Annotated in this window: 18 protein-coding genes and 1 other RNA gene; 5 read left to right on the top strand and 14 right to left on the bottom strand. The window is 62.4% G+C overall.

Going from position 1 to position 19,161, the window contains the following annotated elements; translation table 11 throughout:
• Window positions 1-477: 477 nt before the first annotated feature.
• The 10 genes from CAPP_RS02940 to ftsE all read right to left on the bottom strand — a co-directional run bounded on the left by CAPP_RS02940 (window position 478) and on the right by ftsE (window position 8,403).
• A complete protein-coding gene (locus CAPP_RS02940) occupies window positions 478-1,233 on the bottom strand; it encodes an iron ABC transporter ATP-binding protein (RefSeq protein ID WP_076599961.1) in 756 nt (251 codons plus the stop codon).
• Window positions 1,230-2,255 (bottom strand): iron chelate uptake ABC transporter family permease subunit, encoded by a 1,026-nt coding sequence (locus CAPP_RS02935; RefSeq protein ID WP_076599960.1) that lies wholly within the window; start codon window positions 2,253-2,255, stop codon window positions 1,230-1,232. Before CAPP_RS02935 ends, CAPP_RS02940 begins: the two co-directional genes overlap by 4 nt.
• Window positions 2,252-3,205, bottom strand: coding sequence for an ABC transporter permease (locus CAPP_RS02930; protein ID WP_076599959.1), 954 nt, complete (start codon window positions 3,203-3,205; stop codon window positions 2,252-2,254). The genes CAPP_RS02935 and CAPP_RS02930 overlap by 4 nt, the downstream gene beginning before the upstream one ends.
• On the bottom strand, window positions 3,205-4,218 hold the full coding sequence (locus CAPP_RS02925) for a siderophore ABC transporter substrate-binding protein (protein WP_076599958.1): 1,014 nt from the start codon (window positions 4,216-4,218) through the stop codon (window positions 3,205-3,207). Before CAPP_RS02925 ends, CAPP_RS02930 begins: the two co-directional genes overlap by 1 nt.
• A 71-nt stretch (window positions 4,219-4,289) precedes the next feature.
• Entirely contained in the window at window positions 4,290-5,117 is an 828-nt protein-coding gene (locus CAPP_RS02920) for a substrate-binding domain-containing protein (protein ID WP_076599957.1), read from the bottom strand.
• A 92-nt stretch (window positions 5,118-5,209) separates the two neighbouring features.
• Window positions 5,210-5,592, bottom strand: a transfer-messenger RNA (tmRNA) gene (gene ssrA / locus CAPP_RS02915).
• Between the two features lie 70 nt (window positions 5,593-5,662).
• On the bottom strand, window positions 5,663-6,310 hold the full coding sequence (locus CAPP_RS02910; protein WP_076599956.1) for an SDR family oxidoreductase: 648 nt from the start codon (window positions 6,308-6,310) through the stop codon (window positions 5,663-5,665).
• On the bottom strand, window positions 6,307-6,795 hold the full coding sequence (smpB, locus tag CAPP_RS02905) for an SsrA-binding protein SmpB (protein ID WP_076599955.1): 489 nt from the start codon (window positions 6,793-6,795) through the stop codon (window positions 6,307-6,309). The genes CAPP_RS02910 and smpB overlap by 4 nt, the downstream gene beginning before the upstream one ends.
• A 10-nt stretch (window positions 6,796-6,805) precedes the next feature.
• Window positions 6,806-7,708: a permease-like cell division protein FtsX gene (ftsX, locus tag CAPP_RS02900; RefSeq protein ID WP_076599954.1), complete on the bottom strand. Its 903-nt coding sequence runs from the start codon at window positions 7,706-7,708 to the stop codon at window positions 6,806-6,808.
• Between the two features lie 2 nt (window positions 7,709-7,710).
• Window positions 7,711-8,403, bottom strand: a complete 693-nt coding sequence (gene ftsE / locus CAPP_RS02895) for a cell division ATP-binding protein FtsE (RefSeq protein WP_076599953.1) — start codon at window positions 8,401-8,403, stop codon at window positions 7,711-7,713.
• A gap of 158 nt (window positions 8,404-8,561) precedes the next feature.
• On the opposite strand from ftsE, the gene CAPP_RS02890 reads away from it, so the two are divergent.
• On the top strand, window positions 8,562-10,073 hold the full coding sequence (locus CAPP_RS02890) for a class I adenylate-forming enzyme family protein (RefSeq protein ID WP_076599952.1): 1,512 nt from the start codon (window positions 8,562-8,564) through the stop codon (window positions 10,071-10,073).
• Here CAPP_RS02890 and prfB read toward each other — a convergent pair.
• Window positions 10,070-11,176: a peptide chain release factor 2 gene (prfB, locus tag CAPP_RS02885; protein ID WP_076599951.1), complete on the bottom strand. Its 1,107-nt coding sequence runs from the start codon at window positions 11,174-11,176 to the stop codon at window positions 10,070-10,072. The genes CAPP_RS02890 and prfB overlap by 4 nt on opposite strands.
• 180 nt (window positions 11,177-11,356) lie before the next feature.
• On the opposite strand from prfB, the gene thiC reads away from it, so the two are divergent.
• The 3 genes from thiC to hisN are packed head-to-tail and all read left to right on the top strand — an operon-like array spanning window position 11,357 to window position 14,737.
• Window positions 11,357-13,144 carry a phosphomethylpyrimidine synthase ThiC gene (gene thiC, locus CAPP_RS02880; protein ID WP_076599950.1) on the top strand — a complete coding sequence of 596 codons (1,788 nt, stop codon included), beginning with the start codon at window positions 11,357-11,359 and terminating at the stop codon, window positions 13,142-13,144.
• Window positions 13,144-13,962: an inositol monophosphatase family protein gene (locus CAPP_RS02875; RefSeq protein WP_076599949.1), complete on the top strand. Its 819-nt coding sequence runs from the start codon at window positions 13,144-13,146 to the stop codon at window positions 13,960-13,962. Before thiC ends, CAPP_RS02875 begins: the two co-directional genes overlap by 1 nt.
• Window positions 13,955-14,737, top strand: a complete 783-nt coding sequence (gene hisN, locus CAPP_RS02870) for a histidinol-phosphatase (protein ID WP_076599948.1) — start codon at window positions 13,955-13,957, stop codon at window positions 14,735-14,737. The genes CAPP_RS02875 and hisN overlap by 8 nt, the downstream gene beginning before the upstream one ends.
• On the opposite strand, the gene CAPP_RS02865 is transcribed toward hisN, so the two are convergent.
• Window positions 14,734-15,567, bottom strand: coding sequence for a S1 family peptidase (locus CAPP_RS02865; protein WP_076599947.1), 834 nt, complete (start codon window positions 15,565-15,567; stop codon window positions 14,734-14,736). The genes hisN and CAPP_RS02865 overlap by 4 nt on opposite strands.
• A gap of 118 nt (window positions 15,568-15,685) precedes the next feature.
• Between CAPP_RS02865 and CAPP_RS02860 the strand changes: the two genes are divergently transcribed.
• Window positions 15,686-16,336, top strand: a complete 651-nt coding sequence (locus tag CAPP_RS02860; RefSeq protein ID WP_076599946.1) for a thiamine phosphate synthase — start codon at window positions 15,686-15,688, stop codon at window positions 16,334-16,336.
• On the opposite strand, the gene CAPP_RS02855 is transcribed toward CAPP_RS02860, so the two are convergent.
• The gene (locus CAPP_RS02855; protein ID WP_076599945.1) at window positions 16,333-17,610 is read right to left on the bottom strand and encodes an HNH endonuclease signature motif containing protein; all 1,278 of its coding nucleotides are present in this window, start codon (window positions 17,608-17,610) and stop codon (window positions 16,333-16,335) included. The genes CAPP_RS02860 and CAPP_RS02855 overlap by 4 nt on opposite strands.
• 321 nt (window positions 17,611-17,931) lie before the next feature.
• The gene (locus CAPP_RS02850) at window positions 17,932-19,152 is read right to left on the bottom strand and encodes an Nramp family divalent metal transporter (RefSeq protein ID WP_076599944.1); all 1,221 of its coding nucleotides are present in this window, start codon (window positions 19,150-19,152) and stop codon (window positions 17,932-17,934) included.
• Window positions 19,153-19,161 lie beyond the last annotated feature (9 nt).

The raw sequence follows: 19,161 nt of genomic DNA, 5'->3' as shown, positions 1-19,161 counted from the left end.
AAAAATTACTAAACAAACCAAAAAGGTTCATCACACGTTGCTGCCCCTCCGACGAGGAGAAAAGACAACAACAAAAATCCAATCAGTCATGCGACCAACCAGACGAACAACACCCCATCAATGGTTCAGGCATCATCCGACCAGCACACACCACAAAACGATGCAAACACAGTCACACAAACCAACCAAACAAAATCATTGGCACACTATCGAGTTCTCACACAACACACGCACGCTCGGCTTCGGAACTTTCGATCCTCGCCCTTAGCGGCTTGATTGACATTACTTTGCGCTGACATCCGATGTCAACTCTGTCGCAATATCGATTTTTTCTCGCCGCCACTTTCTGTTCAGCCCCGTTAACCGGGCCTTAACGTCTCGCGGCGACGAGATAGAACATTAACCCGATCGATTCATGAAACGCAAACTCGCTGGACAATTGCGCTTCTACCTGCGCCGTTTCAGCGCAACCCGGTTTTAGAAGTACGCGGCAACCGGCCCCCGCGATGTCTCAACCACATCGATATCGGTGTCGAAGATCTCCGTCAGAAGCTGCGATTGAATTACCTGCTCAGGAGTGCCGAAGGCCACGATCTGCCCTTCTTTCACCGCACAGATGTGATCTGCGTAGCGGGCAGCGAAGTTGATGTCGTGCAGAACGACGATCACTGTTCGACCCAGATCGCGTGCGGCGTCGTGCAAATGACGCATCATCTCCACCGAGTGGGAAATGTCGAGGTTGTTGAGGGGTTCGTCGAGAAGCACGTACTCGGTTTCTTGGGCGAGCACCATCGCTACGTACGCGCGTTGCCGTTGCCCGCCTGATAGCTGGTCCAAATAACGCCCTTCGAGTTCGGTGAGCCCGAGGAAGTCGATGTAGCGCGAAATGATCTCTTCGTCCTCACTGGTCAGCCGACCCTTGCTGTAGGGGAATCGTCCGAATCCGACGAGTTGGCGCACGGTGAGTTTGGTGACGAAGTTGTTTTCTTGGCGCAGGATCGACAGTTCCTTGGCCAGATCTTTTCCCTTGATGGACGAAATGTCGCGCCCGCCTACAGCCACCGTTCCGGAGTCTTTTTCGAGGAGCCGTCCGATGATGGTCAGCAAGGTCGACTTGCCGGCGCCGTTCGGGCCGATGAGCGCCGTCATTCCCCCAGAGGGAATCTCTAGGTCAATGGGACCGATCGAGGCGTCATGGCCGTAGACTTTCTGGACCGACGAGAGTTTGATCACAGCGTCCCCTTTCTCAGGATCATGACGAGGAAGACTGTGCCGCCCACCAATTCAATGATGATCGACACGATTCCCTGTGCGTAGAAGATGTGGTTCATTACAAAATACGCGCTGGCCAGCACCACAAATCCGATGAGTACTGCCATCGGGAAGATGTAGCGGTGGTCGTAGGTGTCGGCGCATTGGTACGCGAGCGTGGCCACGAGGAAGCCGAGGAAAGTCATTGGCCCCACCAGCGCGGTCGAGACCGCCATGAGGACGGAGATGAGAACCAGCACGTAAATCGCGTGCGCTTTGTGATTCACGCCGAGGTTGATCGCGGGTTCGCGCCCGAGAGCAACGACGTTGAGCGTGCGCGAATGAATGAAGACCAACAGCGCAGCTCCCAGCGCCAACGGAATGGCCACCGGGAAGTATTCCGGGTCGGCGTTGTTCACCGAGCCGAACAGGCGCGCTGTGAGCACGTCAAATTCGCTTGGGGTGAGCATGCGCTGCATGAACGTCGACAAGCTCCCGAGACCGCCGCCAATCACCACGCCAATGAGCAGCATCGCGTGCATGTTGTTACTTCCCGTCAGCAACCACGAATACAGCAACAAGGAGAAGCCGACCATGATCACCAGCTGGATCACGAACATTTCGAGATTTCGGGCATTAGTCAGCCCTACCGCCCCGAAGAAGTAGACAGTCGAGGTGTGGACCGCCACGTACAGCGCCTCGAATCCCATGATCGACGGCGTGATGATGCGGTTGCCCGTCACGGTGTGGAACGCGACCGTCGCCGTCGCCTGGCATAACGCCACGACGGCCATGACCAGAATGGAGTTGGCCCGCCGTTGCGCGATGAGCCAGTAGCCGCGCGTCGAAGGATCCATCGGATTGCCGTATGAGAGCAGGCCCCACGAGCACAGCAGGGCCGCGATCACCAGGCACGACAGGATGATCCAGTAGCGCCGTTTGCTTGTCGACGACTGGAACGCCCCCACGTGCCTTACTCGAGCGGAGGTGGTCTCTGTTGTCACGCTTTCACCTGCCTGACGATGAGAATCACGAAAACTGCGGCACCGACGATGCCGAGAATGACCGAGACAGGTATCTCGAACGGCGCGATAATGGTCCGGCCCAGGATGTCGCAAACGGTGACAACTGCGATGCCGACCAGGCAGACCCAGGGCAAGTTGGAGCGCAGGTCGTCGCCGCGGAACATCGACACGAGGTTCGGCACGATCAGCCCGATGAACGGCAGCATGCCCACCACAACGGTGACCACGCCGGAGGCGACGGCCACCAGCGCGACGCCGAGCAGCACGACCCGCTCGTAGTTCAACCCGACATTGGTGGCGACGTCTTTACCTTGCCCTGCCACAGTGAGCCTGTCAGCGAAGATGAACACGACCACCACGACAACGGCGACGATCCACAGGACTTCGTACTGGCCGCGGATGATGGAGGTGTACGAACCAGCGAACCAGACCCCGAGCGATTGGAGCAGGTCGGTCTGCATGGCGAAGAAGGTCGACACTGAACTGACCACAGCTCCCAGCATGATGCCGATGATGGGCACGACCAGCGACGATTTCAACGCCACGCGTCGCAAGAAAGCGAAGAACACTAGCGTCCCCACGAAAGCGAATGCCACTGCAACGAGCATACGAACGGTCAACGACGAATCCGGGATGAAGTACAAAGCGGCCATCAGCCCGAGGCCGGCCCACTCAGTCGTGCCGGTCGTGGTGGGCTCGACGAAGCGGTTCTGGGTGAGCAGCTGCATGACCATTCCGCTCATCGCCATCGCTGTTCCGGAAAGGACGAGAGCGGTAGTGCGGGGCACGCGTGTGGTCCAGAACATTTCGGCGCCGTCGGCGCCGCCGCGAATGTCGTACTGCCCCACTGCCAGCGATAACGCCAAGAGTGCGGCGACTACGGCGACACCCGCCAGCAAAGCCCAATTCGTCGATAAGCGGGACGGCACTAAGCAGCTGCTTCCCACTTGTCGGCGAGGCCATTGAGGATCTCGGTGTAGGTGATGATCGACTCGTTGGTGTAGGTGTCCGCAGGTGCGATGTAGATGCCGTCGTTTTGGATCGCGGCGACGTTCTTGAGAGCCTGGCTGTCATCGAGCACCTTCTGGGCAGGCGCGGAGTCTTCTGTGCGGACGCCGGCGTCGCGGTCGAGCACCATCATGAAGTCCGGGTTCGCCTCGGCAATCGCCTCGACCGAGATGTCGTCGCCCTGGTGGTCGTCGGAGCCATCCTCAATCTCGAGCGCCGGAGTCAAGCCGAGCATGTCGAACAGCGGGCCCCACGTGCGCCCCACCTTCGGTGCGACGTAGCCGATCTCTCCGCCGGAGACATTGACAGCCATGACCTTCATGTCCTTGTTGTAGGCGTTGCGCGCCCGCTCGAGAGCCGCGTTGAAGTCGTCGATCATCTTCTGCGCATCCTCCTCGTGGCCGAAGATCTTACCCAGCCCCTCTACCTGGCGGATGAACTCCTGGTCCAGCGGCTCGCCTTCGCGCGGCTCGAGATCGACCAGCGTCGCGTCGGGCACTAGCTGCTCAATATCGGAATTGTACTGGGAAAAACGCTGGCCCGAGATGATTACCTGAGGTTCAGCGGCCACGATGGCCTCGAGGTTCGGCTCGCGGTGGTTGCCGATGTCGACGATGTCCTCGTTATCCGCAATTCCCGGAATGGTCTCCGGAACCAGCGCACGCGCCGCGGCGGTTGGCTGCACACCCCACTCGTCCAGAATTTCGAAGCTGCGGTTGTCCAGCGCCACGACCGATGCCGGGTTCACCGGAACTTCTTTGCTGCCTTCATTGTCCTCGATGGTGACGGTCTGCCCCGCTTCGGCTTCCGCCGACGTTTCCGAAGTTCCGGTGCTGCCGTCGTCCGCCGCGGTGCAGCCGACGAGAGTCAGAGAGGCGGCCGCCATGACTGCGGCAACGCCGAATGCCGGACGGCGGAAAATGGATCGTTTCATGAGGACTCCTCGAGTCGGAAATAGGTTAGCTTTGCCTAAGCTAGCACACGCCCTTTAAGAGTCAATACCGTTCAGTCAAGGTTTTTCCATTGGTCCGCTAGTTCGTTAAACATTCGCGTGTAGGTGATGGCTGACGCTGTGTCCTGCGCATTCAGCGGAGCAACATACACACGGCCGCCTTCGACCGGATCCAGTTTTTTGAGCTCGTCATTCCCAACGAGCACCCGCATCGGCGGAATGTAGCCCTCAGCGGAGAGGTCCTTCTGCACTTCGTTGACGAAGATGAACCTCGGCTTCGCCTTCACCAGAGCAAGAATGTCCGCGGGATCCTCCGGCTTCAACGCGGGTGTGAGCTCGAGCATCTCGAATAGCGGCCGCCAGAGTGCGTCGCCGTCGGCCGGCTGGACAGCTACCTCTGTCCCATTGACGGTCAGCGCGGAAAAGGTCCACTTTTCGGAACGCGCCTCGATGGCGCGACCACGCGCTTCGGAGAACTCCTTGTCCAGTTCGGCAGCTTCATCTTCTTTGACGAAGATCTTGCCCAGCACCTGGACCTGCCGGACTATCTCCCAGTCGAGGGGGATGCCGTCGCGAGGCGTGAGATCGACAAACATCCCATCCGGGCGCTCGGCAGCGGCACCATCAGCAGTTCCAGCAACAACGAGGTCGGCGTCGCCGCCCGGATCCTGCACCTCGACGCCGAGGGCTTCGAGCAGCTCACGGGAGCGGGCGTCTTGCGCGACAACACGCTCTGGCGCAGCGGGCACGGTCTTGACCCCCTCGTTGTCCTCGATCTCCACAGAGCCGTTGGAAGCAGAAGAAGTCGTTGTTTCCACCTGCGGCGCTTCGTCGGCAGGCGTTGCGCAGGCGGCAAGCAGCGCGCCTGAAGTGAGGAGCACCGCTCCTCGAAAAATTGCTCGGTTCATATCGCTGCACAGCTTATCGGAAACGACAAAACCGCCGGCCGTTTCTGACCAGCGGTTTCATCGCTTTGTGGAGATGCCGGGAATTGAACCCGGGTCCTTCGCCACTGCACCAGGGCTTCTCCGTGCGCAGTTCGCACAGAATCTCTGCTCGGCCCTCCGGATCAGGCGAACATGTCCGGATGACGGGCCCAGCCGGTGAAAAGGTGTCCCCTCCGCGCCTCACCGGCACGGCGAGAGGGCAAGCTCCCTAGTCGATGCCAGGATCCGGGGCGGGAGCAAGCCCGGCCTGACAGACACGCGGTCGCTACTTAGGCAGCGAGGGCGTAGTCACGCTGAGAGTTCTTCTCTGCGTTTATCAAGTGCTGCGACGCTTAAATCGGTGGTCTCCAGCCTGCACCGGCACGCTTCCCCTGGCTTAGTCGGCGAAGTCGAAACCAAAATCATCCCCTTCGCGTCCTGCGGCGGGATCATGCATCTTCCGCAGGAGAGTCAACTCTAGCGCTGTTCAGCGCACCGCGTCAAGCAGGTGCGACGCGCAAGAATTCGACACTCGCATCGGGGTCGACATCCACGGCGAGACGGACAGCGCGCGCGACATTGCCCGGGTCCATCTTCGGGCGGTCGCCGTGCTTCGGGTCGGCAAGCATGTCAGTGTCAGTGCGCCCCGGGTGGATTGAGGTCACGCGGATGCGCCCTTTCTCCTCCAGGCGAAGGGCGTCGGTGAACCCGCGCAGCGCAAATTTGGAGGCGCAGTACGCAGTGTTCTCTTCAACGCCGTGGAAGCCGGCGCCGGAATTGATGGTGATGAGGAGACCACGCGAGCGTCGTAAAGCGGGCAGAAGCTCGCGCGTGAGGGTGACGGGCGCGAGCACGTTGATGTCCATCGTCTCGCGCCACTGCTCGGCGTCGAGCTCATCGAACGGCGCCTTGTGCAGCACGCCTGCGGCGTGGACGACGACATCGACATTCTCGACCGTGCGTGCGGCCTCGACGATCGCCTGCTCGTCGCGTAGATCGACCTCGAACGGTTCAGCGCTGGGCAGCTTATCGACGACCTCTGACGCGTCTGTCGACGCCCCCACCAGGATGTGGTGGTCTTTGCCCAGCTCCTCGGCAATGGCACGGCCAATGCCTCGGGATGCGCCAGTGATGAGTGCGGTTTTCATGCCTTGATCCCCTTGAATTTGCGGCCGAGTTCGCGCGCGATCTCGCGGTCCTCGGTGCGTTTCTTGATGTCCTGGCGGCGATCATAGTCCTGCTTACCCTGCGCGAGGCCGAGCTCGACCTTGACGCGGCCGTCTTTGAGGTAGAGCTTCAGCGGGACGAGCGTGCGGTTGCCGTCACGGACCTTGCCTTCGAGCGTGTCGATCTCACGGCGGTGCAGCAGCAGCTTGCGGGTGCGGCGCGGCGAGTGGTTCGTCCACGACCCCATCGAATATTCGGGGATGTGGAGATTGCGGAGCCAGACTTCGCCGTCGTCGATGGTCGCGTACGCCTCGACGAGCGAAGCCTTGCCGTCGCGGAGGGACTTGATTTCGGTGCCCACCAAGACGACGCCGGCCTCGTAGGTGTCGAGGATGTTGTAGTCATGGCGAGCTTTGCGGTTGGACGCGATGACGCCCGGTCCGTCCTTCTTCTTTTTCTTCGCCATGATTGACCTCCTATTTTCGCACGTAAGAGCGCAACGCTACCTGAGCGACCAGGCCCGATGCAACAAGAGCGACGAGGCCGACGAGCGGCATGACGGTCCACACGGCGCCGTCGGAAAGCTTCGCGATGAGCAGGTTCTCGTACACGCCCGCGAGCATCGGGTCGACGATCTGCGATTTGATCGCCCACACGCCCACCGTCGCGATGACCGCGCCGATGAACACGGAGATCAGCGCCTCGAGAATGAACGGCGCCTGCGTGAACCAGCGCGTCGCGCCCACCATGCGCATAATGCCGATCTCCTCGCGGCGGCTGTATGCGGCCAGCTGCACCATGTTCGCGATCAGGAACGCGGCGGCCAGCGCCTGCGCCGCGGCAATGATGAACGTCGCGTTGCGGAACGAATCGAGCGAATCGGCGACGCCACGCACATCGCTGGCCTGGTCGGCCACGTAGTCCACCTGCGGCATGTCGCGCACGGCATCGATCGGCTCCGTGTTCGTCGGATCCTCCAGCCGCACGTGCAACGCCGCCGGCATCGAGTCCTTCGACGTCTCCTGCACCAGCACCGGGTCGGATTCCTGGAACAGCTCCACGAAACGCTCGTAAGACTGCTCGCGGTTGCGGAACGTCACGGACTCGACGCGGTCGTCCGCCTGCAGCTTGTCTCGCACTTCCGCGCAGCTTGTCGACGAACAGTCCTTGTCCCCCGCCGAGATCTCCTCGTTCAGCTCCACCATCACTTCCACGCGGTCGAGGTAGAGGTCCTTCGTCTCGCTGGTGACCTTGGACATGAGGATGCCCGCGCCGACCAGCGCCAGCGACAGTGCGGTGGTGATGATCAGCGCGATCGTCATAGTGAGGTTACGGCCAAGGCCGCGGAAGCCCTCACGGAAAATGAAATTCCAGTTCATAGTTATGCCCCCACAGTTCCGTACACGCCGTGACTCTCGTCGCGGACAAGCTTGCCCAGGTGCAGCTCAATCACGCGCTGGCGCATGTCGTTGACTGCGCGCGCATTGTGCGTGGACATAATCACGGTCGTGCCCATGCGGTTGATGCGGGCAAGCAGCGCCATGATGTCGTCTGCGGTGGACGGGTCGAGGTTGCCCGTCGGCTCGTCGGCAAGCAGCAAATGCGGGCGGTCCACGAACGCGCGCGCGATGGCCACACGCTGCTGCTCGCCACCGGACAGCTCGTTCGGCATGCGGTTCGCCTTCGCGTCCAGGCCCACGATCTCCAGCGCCTCCGGCACGAGCTTCTTGATCTTCGACTTCGGCTTACCGATGACTTCCAACGCGAACGCCACATTGTCGTACACGTTCAGCTTCGGCAACAGCCGGAAATCTTGAAAGACGTAGCCGATGGACTGGCGGAGCTTGTTCACCTCCTTGCCCTTCAGTTCGTTGACGTGGAAGTCGCCGAAGTGGATGTCACCGCTGGTCAGGTTCTCCTCGCGGATGAGCAACTCCAGAAACGACGACTTGCCCGAGCCCGATGGGCCGATGAGAAAGACGAACTCGCCGTTGTCGATCGTCAGCGAGATATCGTCCAGCGCCGGCCGCGTCGACGTCGGGTAGACCTTTGTCACATTCGAGAAAGTGATCACACGCGCCACTCTAGTGATAAATGTTGCTCGCGACGAAATCCAACCCGGGAAAACTGCAGGTAATTCAGGTGGCGTTCAGCAGGTTCGCAAAATCCATCATTTTCTTATCCCTAAGCACCTACGCTGTATGTAACCCACATCACAACAGGGAGGTTCTCTTGGCCGACTACAGCTACCAACCATGGCACGAACTCCACCAAAGCATCGACGGAATCCGCCTACGCGACCCGTTCCGGAGTCTCACCGGGCAACAGTTCGCCGCTGAGGTCGACATCATTGCCCACCAGCTCAAATCGTTGGGTGTCGGGCCGGGCGATGTGGTTGCCACCTTCCTTCCCAACCGTCTCGAATTGGTCACCACCATGTGCGCCGCGTGGCGCCTCCGCGCGTCTGCCACCCCGATGAACCCGACCTTCGCCCCACCGGAATCCGCTTACCAAATCGAGGATTCCGACGCGAAAATCGTCGTGACCACGAACGAATTCGCCGCCCGCAAACCCGAGGAATACTTCCCTGGCGCGCGGGTCGTGCCACTAGCGGAGTTAGCTGCGTCGGCCGAGCACCCGCATCACGGCGAGCCTGACAACAGCGGCGAGCAGCCGGCACCCGACGATATCGCTCTGATCGTCTACACCTCCGGATCTACCGGCCGGCCGAAAGGCGTGCTGCTCAGCCATAAGAACATCAACGCCATGGTCGCGAGCATCACTGAAGGTTTCGGCATGGACCAGACGTTCCATGCGCTGATGCCGCTTCCCCTGTTCCACTGCAACGCCATTCTGGTGAGCTTCCTCGCTCCCTACAGTCGCGGCGGTTCCGTCACGATCCTCGACCGCTTCGATCCGGAGGAATTCATCGATGCCGTGGCCGAATTCCGCCCCACCTATTTCTCCGCCGTCCCTGCCATATTCGCGTACCTGCTCCAATTGCCGCCGGATTCCGGTGTCGATTTCTCCAGCTTGCAGTACGCCGTGTGCGGCGCTGCACCGGCATCGATTCAGCTCATCGAGGCGTTCCAGGAAAAATACGGTGTGAAGATACGGGGTGCATACGGCCTCACCGAAGGAACCGTCGGTTCGACGGCAGTGCGGCTTGACGACGATCCGCCCTCAGGCACCGTTGGTCGCGCGCTCCCCCACCAAGACGTGCGAATCAGTGACGGCGAGGGCGGGTTCCTCCCCACAGGTGAATCCGGTGAAGTGGTGATCAAAGGCGACAATGTGATGGTCGGTTATCTCAACCGTCCCGAGGAAACTGCGAAGGCCGTTGTCGACGGCTGGCTGCACACTGGCGATGTCGGTTATCTGGACGAGAACGGCTTCTTATTCCTCGTCGACCGCATCAAAGACATGATCATCCGGGGCGGCGAAAATCTGTACCCGTCGGAGATCGAAGCGGCGCTGAACACGTCGAGCGCGGTGGTCGAATCAGCCGTCGTCGGTCTCCCGCACGATGTTCTCGGCGAGGTACCTGTCGCCTATGTCAGCAATTCCGACCCCGCTTCTGTCGACGCATCCGCGCTGATGGACCACATCCGGCCGCTATTGGCCAAGGTGAAGTGGCCTGTGCACGTCGAGATCGTGGGGGATCTCCCGCGCAATCCCATCGGCAAAGTGGACAAGCCACGTCTGCGCGAGATGGCGAAGGAACGGTTCCTCGCGAAGGCCTAGGATTTTTCCGCCTGCTGTTCCGCCATGCGCCAGCGGATTCCTGCTTCCAAGAACCCGTCGAGGTCGCCGTCGAGCACCTTCTGGGGGTCGCCGACCTCGTAGTTGGTGCGCAGGTCCTTGACCATCTGGTACGGGTGCAGGACGTACGAGCGCATCTGGTTGCCCCAGCTGGCATTGCCGCCGGCGCCCAAGGCATCGAGCTCGGCCTTTTCCTCTTGGCGCTTGAGCTCCAGCAGCTTGGACTGCAGGACGTTCAAGGCGGAGGCCTTGTTCTGGATCTGGGATTTCTCGTTCTGGCAGGTCACCACGATGCCCGTGGGCTCATGGGTGATGCGCACGGCGGAGTCGGTGGTGTTCACGGACTGGCCGCCCGGGCCTGAGGAACGGTAGACGTCGACGCGGATGTCTGAGTCCGGGATATCGATGTGGTCGGTCTGTTCCACCACCGGCAGGACTTCCACCTCGGCGAAGGAGGTTTGGCGGCGGCCCTGGTTGTCGAAGGGCGAGATACGCACGAGGCGGTGCGCGCCTTGCTCGACGGAGAGCTGGCCGTACATGTACTCGCCGTGGACCACGAAGGTCGCTGACTTGATGCCGGCTTCCTCGGCATAGGAAATGTCGTAGATGTCGACCTTGTGGCCGCTCTTTTCCGCCCAGCGCGTGTACATCCGCATGAGCATCTCCGCCCAATCCGCCGCGTCGACGCCGCCGGCGCCGGAACGGATATTCACCACTGCCTCGCGCTCGTCGTATTCGCCCGACAGCATCGTGGTCACCTCCAAAGCGGAGATCTGGGATTCCAGATCGGCCAATTCGTCGTCGGCAAGCGATGCGTCGCCCTCTTCCTCCGCGAGTTCGTACATGACCGGAAGATCGTCGAGGCGCTGGCGCAGACCCGTGACTTTGCGCAGCTTGGCCTGCACGTTGGACAGCTCCGTGGTCACCTTCTGCGCGTGGTCGGGGTCGTCCCACAGGCTCGGGTCGGCGGCCTGCTGCTCCAGCTCGCGCGCCCGCGCATCCATCTCGTCCAGATCCATGACCGATTCGATCGTGGTCAGGGTGGAATCGAGGGACTGAATCCGGTTGCTGGTCTCTGGCTGCATAGGTGCGAAGTCTAGTGGACTTCCCGATTCGCCTTCGAAACACCGGCGAAACCCCTACACTGTGTGTCGCACCCACACGGGCGCCCGCGGCAGCGGGCTGAGATCGCACTGATGTATAGCCGTGCGAGCACCGTCCGAACCTGTCTGGTTAGCACCAGCGAAGGAAGTAAGGAGCGGCTCATGGCCGATATTTACGCGTCAGAAATTCACCCGAAGCACTCGTACGCCCCGATTGTCGAGGACGGGCTCGAAGTTCCGGAAACCGCGATCGAGCTGGACGATTCCCCGACAGGGCCGAACGAGCCTTTCCGCGTCTACCGCACGCGCGGCCCGTGGGCGGAGCCAGAGGAGGGCCTGCCGGATCTGCGAGGCGAGTGGATCGCGCAGCGCGACGACGTTGAGGAATACGACGGACGCGCGCGCAATCTCGAGGACGACGGCACCCGCGCGATGAAGCGCGGCGAGGCCAGCGAGGAATGGCGCGGCGCGACCCGCCCGACGCTGCGCGCCAAGGAGGGCAAGCGCGTAACCCAAATGCACTACGCGCGCCGCGGCGAGATCACCCCCGAGATGCGCTTTGTCGCCTTGCGCGAGCACTGCTCCCCGGAGAAGGTCCGCGACGAGGTCGCCGCCGGCCGCGCGATCATCCCCAACAACATCAACCACCCAGAATCCGAGCCGATGATCATCGGCAACGCGTTTCTGACCAAGATCAACGCGAATATCGGCAACTCCGCAGTCACCTCGTCGATCCGCGAAGAGGTGGACAAGCTGCGCTGGGCCACCCGCTGGGGCGCGGACACCGTGATGGACCTGTCCACCGGCAACGACATCCACACCACACGCGAGTGGATCCTGCGCAACTCCCCCGTCCCCATTGGCACCGTGCCGATCTACCAGGCGCTGGAAAAGGTGAATGGTGTGGCTGAGGACCTGACGTGGGAGATCTTCCGCGACACCGTCATCGAGCAGGCGGAGCAGGGCGTCGACTACATGACCGTCCACGCCGGTGTGCGCCTGCCGTACGTGCCGCTGACCTCCAAGCGCGTCACCGGCATCGTCTCCCGCGGCGGCTCCATCATGGCCGGCTGGTGCCTCGCGCACCACAAGGAGTCGTTCCTCTACGAGAACTTCGACGAGCTGTGCGAGATCTTCGCCCAGTACGACATCGCATTTTCACTTGGCGACGGCCTCCGCCCCGGTTCCGTCGCCGACGCCAACGACGCCGCCCAGTTCGCGGAGCTCAAGACCATCGGCGAGCTGTGCAAGCGCGCCTGGAACCACGACGTCCAAGTGATGATCGAGGGCCCAGGTCACGTGCCGCTGAACATGATTCAGGTCAACAACGAGAAGGAAGAGGAATGGTGCGACGGTGCCCCGTTCTATACTCTCGGCCCCCTGGTCACCGATATCGCTCCCGGCTACGACCACATCACCTCCGCCATCGGCGCCGCGAATATCGCCATGGGCGGCACCGCGATGCTGTGCTACGTCACCCCGAAGGAGCACCTCGGCCTGCCAAATAAGGACGATGTGAAAACCGGCGTGATCACCTACAAAGTGGCCGCCCACGCCGCTGACGTGGCCAAGGGGCACCCGGGCGCGCGCGACTGGGACGACGCGATGAGCAAGGCCCGCTTCGAATTCCGCTGGCACGACCAGTTCGCGCTCTCCCTCGACCCAGAGACCGCGCAGGCGTACCACGACGAGACGCTGCCCGCCGAGCCCGCCAAGACTGCGCACTTCTGCTCCATGTGCGGCCCGAAATTCTGCTCGATGCGCATCAGCCAGGACATCCGCGACGAATTCGGCGACGCGATCGACGAGGCGCTGGACGACAAGAACAAAACGCTCATCGCCGACCTGGGCATCCCGAGCTTCGCCGGCGGCACCGATTACCGCCGCGGCGAGCGCGAGATGGCCAAGGAATTCCACAAGCTCGGCTCGAATGTCTACGTTCAGGAATAATGGCGGCTGTGTCTACCGCAGCTTTCGTTGATTCGCACCGTAGTTCCTCCGACGCCGAGCTCGCCCGCGCCCTCGTCGAGACAGCCGGGGGTCTGGCGCTGAGTATGCGCGACGAAGGCCTCGAAACCGGCCAGAAGACCTCTGTGTCGGACGTTGTCACCAACGCCGACACGGCCGCCGAGGACTTCGTCGCGGGAGCACTCGAGGCCCTGCGCCCCGACGACGGGATCGTGGGCGAAGAGGGCGCAACGAAGGCGTCGACAAGCGGGCGCACGTGGGTGATCGACCCGGTGGACGGCACGTACAACTTCGCGTCGGGCTCCGATTATTTCTGCTCTGCTCTCGCGCTGGTCGAGGGCGAGGCCAGCGACCCCGCGCGTATTCTGACCAGCGCGATTCACCGCCCCGCGCTCGCCACGACGTGGGTCGCGGACAACGGCACGGCGACACGGAACGGTCGCACGCTCGAGCAGCTTATCGACGCACCACTGCCCCACCTGGCGCTCGCCACATACCTCCACCCCACATCGATGAAAGACGAGGCCATCCGGGGCGCGTGGCTGGACGCCACGAACAGCGCCGCCACGGTGCGCATGTTCGGCGCCGGCTCGATCGACCTGGCCACCGTCGCGTCCGGCGGAATCGGCGGCTGGCTACAGCACTCTGTCGCCGACTGGGATTGGCTACCCGGCAAAGCCCTCGTCGAAGCTGCTGGCGGCAAGGCCGTGAAGGCCGATGCTGGTGGGGTCACATGGTGCATTGCCGGAAACCGCCAGCTCGTCAACGAAGTGCTGGCTAAGCTTGAACAGCATGGCTAACTACTCCGACGACCTCGCTCTCGCCCTCGAACTTGCCGAGCTTGCCGACGCAATCACTCTCGAGCGCTTCGAATCCGCCGATCTGAAGGTGGACACGAAGCCCGACATGACCCCGGTTTCCGATGCCGATGTGGCAGTCGAGAGTGCGCTGCGCGACAAACTCGGCACCACCCGCCCCGCTGACGCTGTCCTCGGTGAAGAATTCGGCGGCGACGTGCACTTCTCTGGGCGCCAGTGGGTCATTGACCCGATCGACGGCACCAAGAATTTCGTGCGCGGCGTGCCCGTGTGGGCCACGCTGATTTCTTTGCTTGACGACGGTAAGCCCGTTGTCGGAGTTGTCAGCGCTCCCGCCCTGGCACGCCGCTGGTACGCCAGCGAAGGCGCCGGTGCGTGGCGCACATTCGCCGACGGCAGCGTCACTCGGTTGGAAGTATCGGGGGTTGCCGGGTTGGCGGATGCGTCGATAAGCATCTCCTCCTTGAGCGGGTGGCGCGACCGCGATTTGCGTGACCAGCTGATTTCGCTCACCGACGATGCGTGGCGCCTGCGCGGTTACGGCGATTTCTTCTCTTACTGCCTTGTCGCGGAGGGCGCCGTCGACATTGCGGCCGAGCCCGAGGTCTCCCTCTGGGACCTCGCGGCATTGTCAGTGCTGGTGACCGAAGCCGGCGGCCGCTTCACCTCGCTTGCCGGGGAGGATGGCCCGCACGGCGGCGATGCCGCGGCCACCAACGGCTTGCTGCACGACGAGGTGCTCGGCCGCCTGCGTTAACCCGCCAAGCGGAAGCCGTTGCCCACGCCCGGTGCGGCGTTGAGATCGCGGAGAATCACGTCGATATTCGTGGACACCGTCGGCGCGTGGATCGGCCCTTGCAGTGGGCTCATGCACTGCAGATTAGCCATCCGCGGGATCGAGGAGCCGTTGACCAACCCCACCAGGCGAGTACCGGAGTAGAGTGGCGCGCCCGAGTCTCCCGCCATCGCACAGACCTGCGACTGCTGGCGCACCCCGTCGGCGATCCAGTTGATTCCGCAAGTCACGCCGGTGGCGTAGCCGTTCTTACAGAGCGTGTCACCTGTCCGAGTCGCCCCGCCCGTCGAGCGGATCGTCGTGCCGTTGTAGCTGGCAGTCAAGTCCGCGCGCGGGCCCAGCTCAATCACCGCATAGTCCAGCGCGCCGTTCTTCCGCGCGACCCGCCCCGTCGGTCCCGCCGCAAAGGAATCGGCGGCGACCACCTGATCTCCGATATTTCCGCAGTGGCCCGCGGTGAGCGCGACCTTGCGTCCAGCGCCGTCGGTGCCCACCGCCGCGACCGTGCACATGCCGTAGAGCCCCACGTAGATCGGTGCGCCCGGACCGTACAGCGCACGCCCACGCGAGGCTGCTTCCTTGGCCCCCGGGTGTGCGCGCTGCGCATCGAACCAGGAACCAGGCACGCGGTGCAGCACCCCACCTGCGAACGGCTTGCCCGCCAGCACCTTCGCCGCCGGGTCCGTTCGCCACTGGTAATTCGGGTCAGTCTGCGCGCCCGCCTGCGCCTGCGGCGCAACAACCAAAGCCAACGCGGCCAGTGCCGCTGCCGCCAGAGCCCGAATCTTCATGTGGGGACCTCTTTTCACTTCTAAGGGAAAAACTAGCACTACATTGCCATCTTCTGCGCTGCCAGTCCAAGAGAAACACCGCGACAAGCCTTACGCGCCCCCGACCTACAATGGCTCCATGACAGATCTCGACCTCCGCTGCTATTTCGTCACCGGCGCCGGCGCCCCCGACCAGATCGTTGAGACCGCCCGCGCCGCCGCCCAGGGCGGTGCCGGCATCATCCAGGTGCGCAGCAAACCCATCAGCGCGCGCGACCTCTACGACCTGGGCTTGTCCGTGGTCACCGCTGTGCACGAGGTCAACCCCTCCACACACGTGCTTATCGACGACCGCGTCGACGTCGCCCTCGCCCTTAAACCCCACGGCGTTGCCGGTGTCCACATCGGCCAAGACGACCTGAACCCACGCATCGCCCGCGATCTGCTCGGCCCCGACGCCATCATCGGCCTGACCACTGGAACTCTCGATCTGGTCGAGGCCGCCAACGACTTTGCGGACGTCGTCAATTACATCGGTGCTGGACCGTTCCGCGACACCCCCACCAAGGACTCCGGCCGCACTCCCCTGGGCCTTGACGGCTACCCAGCCCTCGTCGAGGCATCGAAGCTGCCCATCGTCGCCATCGGCGATGTCACCGTCGATGATGCCGAAGCTCTCGCCCGCACCGGCGTCGACGGCGTCGCCATCGTCCGCGGCATCATGAACGCGGACAACCCGCGCGACTACGTCGAGCACGTGATCGCAAACGTCGACCGCGGCCGCCTCTAGCTGGCGAAATTGTCGGCACATCCGCGGTTTTCCACCACCGGCATCACGTAGGAGTCGTTCCGGACCGGCAGCGAGTGGTTGTAGGACACGTAACGACTGCCGTCGCCGAAGTCGAAGACGATCTCGTCCCCGTGGCGCGTGATCTGGGCGTACCCCTCCGTGACCAGTGAGTGGCACGCGGAGCACAACGGGATGAGATTGTCCATGTCGGTCAGGCCACCGTTGGCCCATTCCTCCATGTGGTGGAATTCCATGAAGCGCGTGTGCGTGCAGCCCGGCATCGCGCACTGTCCGCCCCACATGGCCAGCAGCGAACGGATCTGCCCATCCGTTGCCAGACGCGTCGAGCGGCCTGCGTTGATGATCATTCCGCGGTCATCGACCGTGTCCAGGCGCACCAGCGCATTGGCCACTAGGTTCTCCAGCCCCTTCGATGCTGCCCCTGCGTTATTGGGCAGGTAGGCACGGCCATCCAGCGTTGCCATGACGCTCACCTGCGCGCCCGGTGCACGGAACTTGCTCTGCGGTTTCGACCTGACCATGTTGACCATGCCCATCAGCGCGTGGACCATCGCACGCCCCGTCGGCAAGCCGTAGCCCGAAACGTCCTTCTTGGCCTGCAGCTTCTCCTCTTCTTCCTCCTTCGCCTGGATGAGAGCGTCCAGCTTGTCTGGGTCGACGTATCCGTCCTCCCCGATCAGCTCACCAAGTTCATCCTCGTCGGCAGCGAACGCGAGATGCCCGATCTTCAGGGCGGCGCAGAAACTCTCCCCGTCAACGGGATTGAGCCGCGCCCACACATTCACGAACCCATCCGGCTGCTTCTTCAACCGCAGGTAGCACTCCTTTTTCTCCTCTTTCTCATTCGGCTTCTCACGCCCCGCCAACGCACACTCCAGCCCCGGATAGCCCAGCTGCATCGCCTTTTCCACGAGCTCCACCTCGTTCTCCGGCGTGAGGTACTTGAGCACCAGCCGCAGAGCCGAGTAGCTCAAGTTCCCGGCCGCGAACATCTCCGCCAGATACGCGAAGTTCTGCAACTGACGCGCCACGTACACGTACTCGTGCGCCGACGACTCCGACAAGCCCAGACGGCGCATCAGCCACGTCGCCGTGCTCGACGCCCCGCATTTCTCTGCGAGATTGCGGCGGTCGAACTCCCCGATCATCTCCAGCATTCCCGCCTTCGAACGCATCATCGAGCGATAGCTATCAACAATCCCCTCGGCCAGCGCTTGGACCCCCAGCTCCGACTCCGCTTCCATCACCAACATCGTTCCCCCTATGGTTGCTTGATTTCGTTAAACGAACCATACAAAACAACCTTGACACACTCGCACATTCTTTCGAACATGCCTGGTCACAGACTCCGCACTGCGGAGTTCCTGCGCGTTCGTAAAGCGCTTATCGACGCTTGCGTTATCCCCAACTCCGCACTGCGGAGTCCCTGCGGTTTTAGAGTCACCAGCGCAACACACGCTACGTCCACCTTCCAACTCCGCACTGCGGAGTTGCTGGGGTTTCGCAAAACGCTTATCGACGTCGGCCCCTCCCCGACTCCGCACTGCGGAGTTCCTGGAGTTTTACAACCACACCTAAAACAGGTCGATCAAGGTCATGCCGCCGAGGACGACGGTGATCAGGAAGATGATGCCGCCGATGATGTTGGTGGCCAGGCCATTGACATGCTCGCCGAGGAGCTTCTTGTTGTTCATCGTGTAAAGCAGGAAGAAGGCGACGACCGGGAGGAGGATGCCGTTGGCGGCCTGGGCGAGGATGATGACCTGCACCGGGTTGACGCCGGTGATGGCGATGATGGCGCCGACGATGACGACAGTGAGGTAGATGGCGCGGAATTTGTTGTCTTTCAGGTCACGGGACCAGCCCATGACTCCGCAGATTGCGTAGGCGGCGCCAAGAGGGCCGGCGACGGCAGAGGTCATGCCAGCGGCAAAGAGGCCGATGGCGAGAACCCAGGGGGCGGCGTCGCCAAGCATGGGGCGCAGGGGTTCGGCGAGGTCGGCGGCGGACTCGGCTTCCAAACCTTGGCTGAACATCACGGTCGCGGCGGTGGTGAGAATGGCCAAGGTGATCAGGCCGCCGATGGAGATCGAGACGACGTTATCTACGCGCGCCTTCTTCATAGCGAGGTCCTGCGGCTCATCGCCCCACTTCTCCTGCACAAGGTTGGAGTGGAGAAAAACGTTGTACGGAACAACGGTGGTGCCGATCAGGGCGATGGCAGTCACAGCGGCACCGGCAGGCACATCTGGCACGAACATGCCGCGCAAAAGCGCCCCGACATCGGGCTTCACGGCCACAGCGGTGACAAGGAAGACGCCGACAAGAATGATAACCAGCGCAGTCATGAAGCGCTCGAAGAATTTGTAACTGCCAGTAAGCAGCAGCAGGACGAGCACTGCGGCGATGATGCCGGAGAGTACCGGGACGGGGAGGCTGGTGACGTCGCTAAGCGCTAGCGCTGTGCCGGTCGTGTCGCCGCCCGCATACGCCGCGCCGCCGATGCCGATGGCCGTGACGATGAGCGCGATCATGAGCAGCTTGGCTACGGGCGACTCGAAGGTGGCGCGCATGGCCTCGCCCGTGCTGATCTTGCCCATCAACCCCAGGCGGGCGGACATTTCCTGCAGGATGATCGTGGCGATGATGGAAAACACAATCGCCCAGCTCAGCGCGAAGCCAAAGCTTGCGCCAGTGACTGTGGCGGTGGTGACGGTGCCCGGCCCGATGAATGAGGCACTGATGAGTAGCCCGGGGCCGAGCCATGCGGAGCGTTGTTTCTTGGCGGTGGACATGAGACCTGT

The organism is Corynebacterium appendicis CIP 107643 (genome assembly GCF_030408415.1).
Taxonomy (GTDB): Bacteria; Actinomycetota; Actinomycetes; order Mycobacteriales; family Mycobacteriaceae; genus Corynebacterium; species Corynebacterium appendicis.
Note: the sequence above shows the minus strand (reverse complement) of the source record. Positions and strands in the feature narration are given on the sequence as shown.

Coding starts and splice junctions, on each gene's coding strand:
- CAPP_RS02850 (WP_076599944.1), bottom strand. CDS start 19,152: ATGTCCACCGCCAAGAAACAACGCTCCGCATGGCTCGGCCCCGGGCTA.
- CAPP_RS02910 (WP_076599956.1), bottom strand. CDS start 6,310: ATGAAAACCGCACTCATCACTGGCGCATCCCGAGGCATTGGCCGTGCC.
- smpB (WP_076599955.1), bottom strand. CDS start 6,795: ATGGCGAAGAAAAAGAAGAAGGACGGACCGGGCGTCATCGCGTCCAAC.
- CAPP_RS02925 (WP_076599958.1), bottom strand. CDS start 4,218: ATGAAACGATCCATTTTCCGCCGTCCGGCATTCGGCGTTGCCGCAGTC.
- hisN (WP_076599948.1), top strand. CDS start 13,955: ATGGCTAACTACTCCGACGACCTCGCTCTCGCCCTCGAACTTGCCGAG.
- prfB (WP_076599951.1), bottom strand. CDS start 11,176: ATGCAGCCAGAGACCAGCAACCGGATTCAGTCCCTCGATTCCACCCTG.
- CAPP_RS02875 (WP_076599949.1), top strand. CDS start 13,144: ATGGCGGCTGTGTCTACCGCAGCTTTCGTTGATTCGCACCGTAGTTCC.
- CAPP_RS02865 (WP_076599947.1), bottom strand. CDS start 15,567: ATGAAGATTCGGGCTCTGGCGGCAGCGGCACTGGCCGCGTTGGCTTTG.
- ftsX (WP_076599954.1), bottom strand. CDS start 7,708: ATGAACTGGAATTTCATTTTCCGTGAGGGCTTCCGCGGCCTTGGCCGT.
- CAPP_RS02855 (WP_076599945.1), bottom strand. CDS start 17,610: ATGTTGGTGATGGAAGCGGAGTCGGAGCTGGGGGTCCAAGCGCTGGCC.
- thiC (WP_076599950.1), top strand. CDS start 11,357: ATGGCCGATATTTACGCGTCAGAAATTCACCCGAAGCACTCGTACGCC.
- CAPP_RS02860 (WP_076599946.1), top strand. CDS start 15,686: ATGACAGATCTCGACCTCCGCTGCTATTTCGTCACCGGCGCCGGCGCC.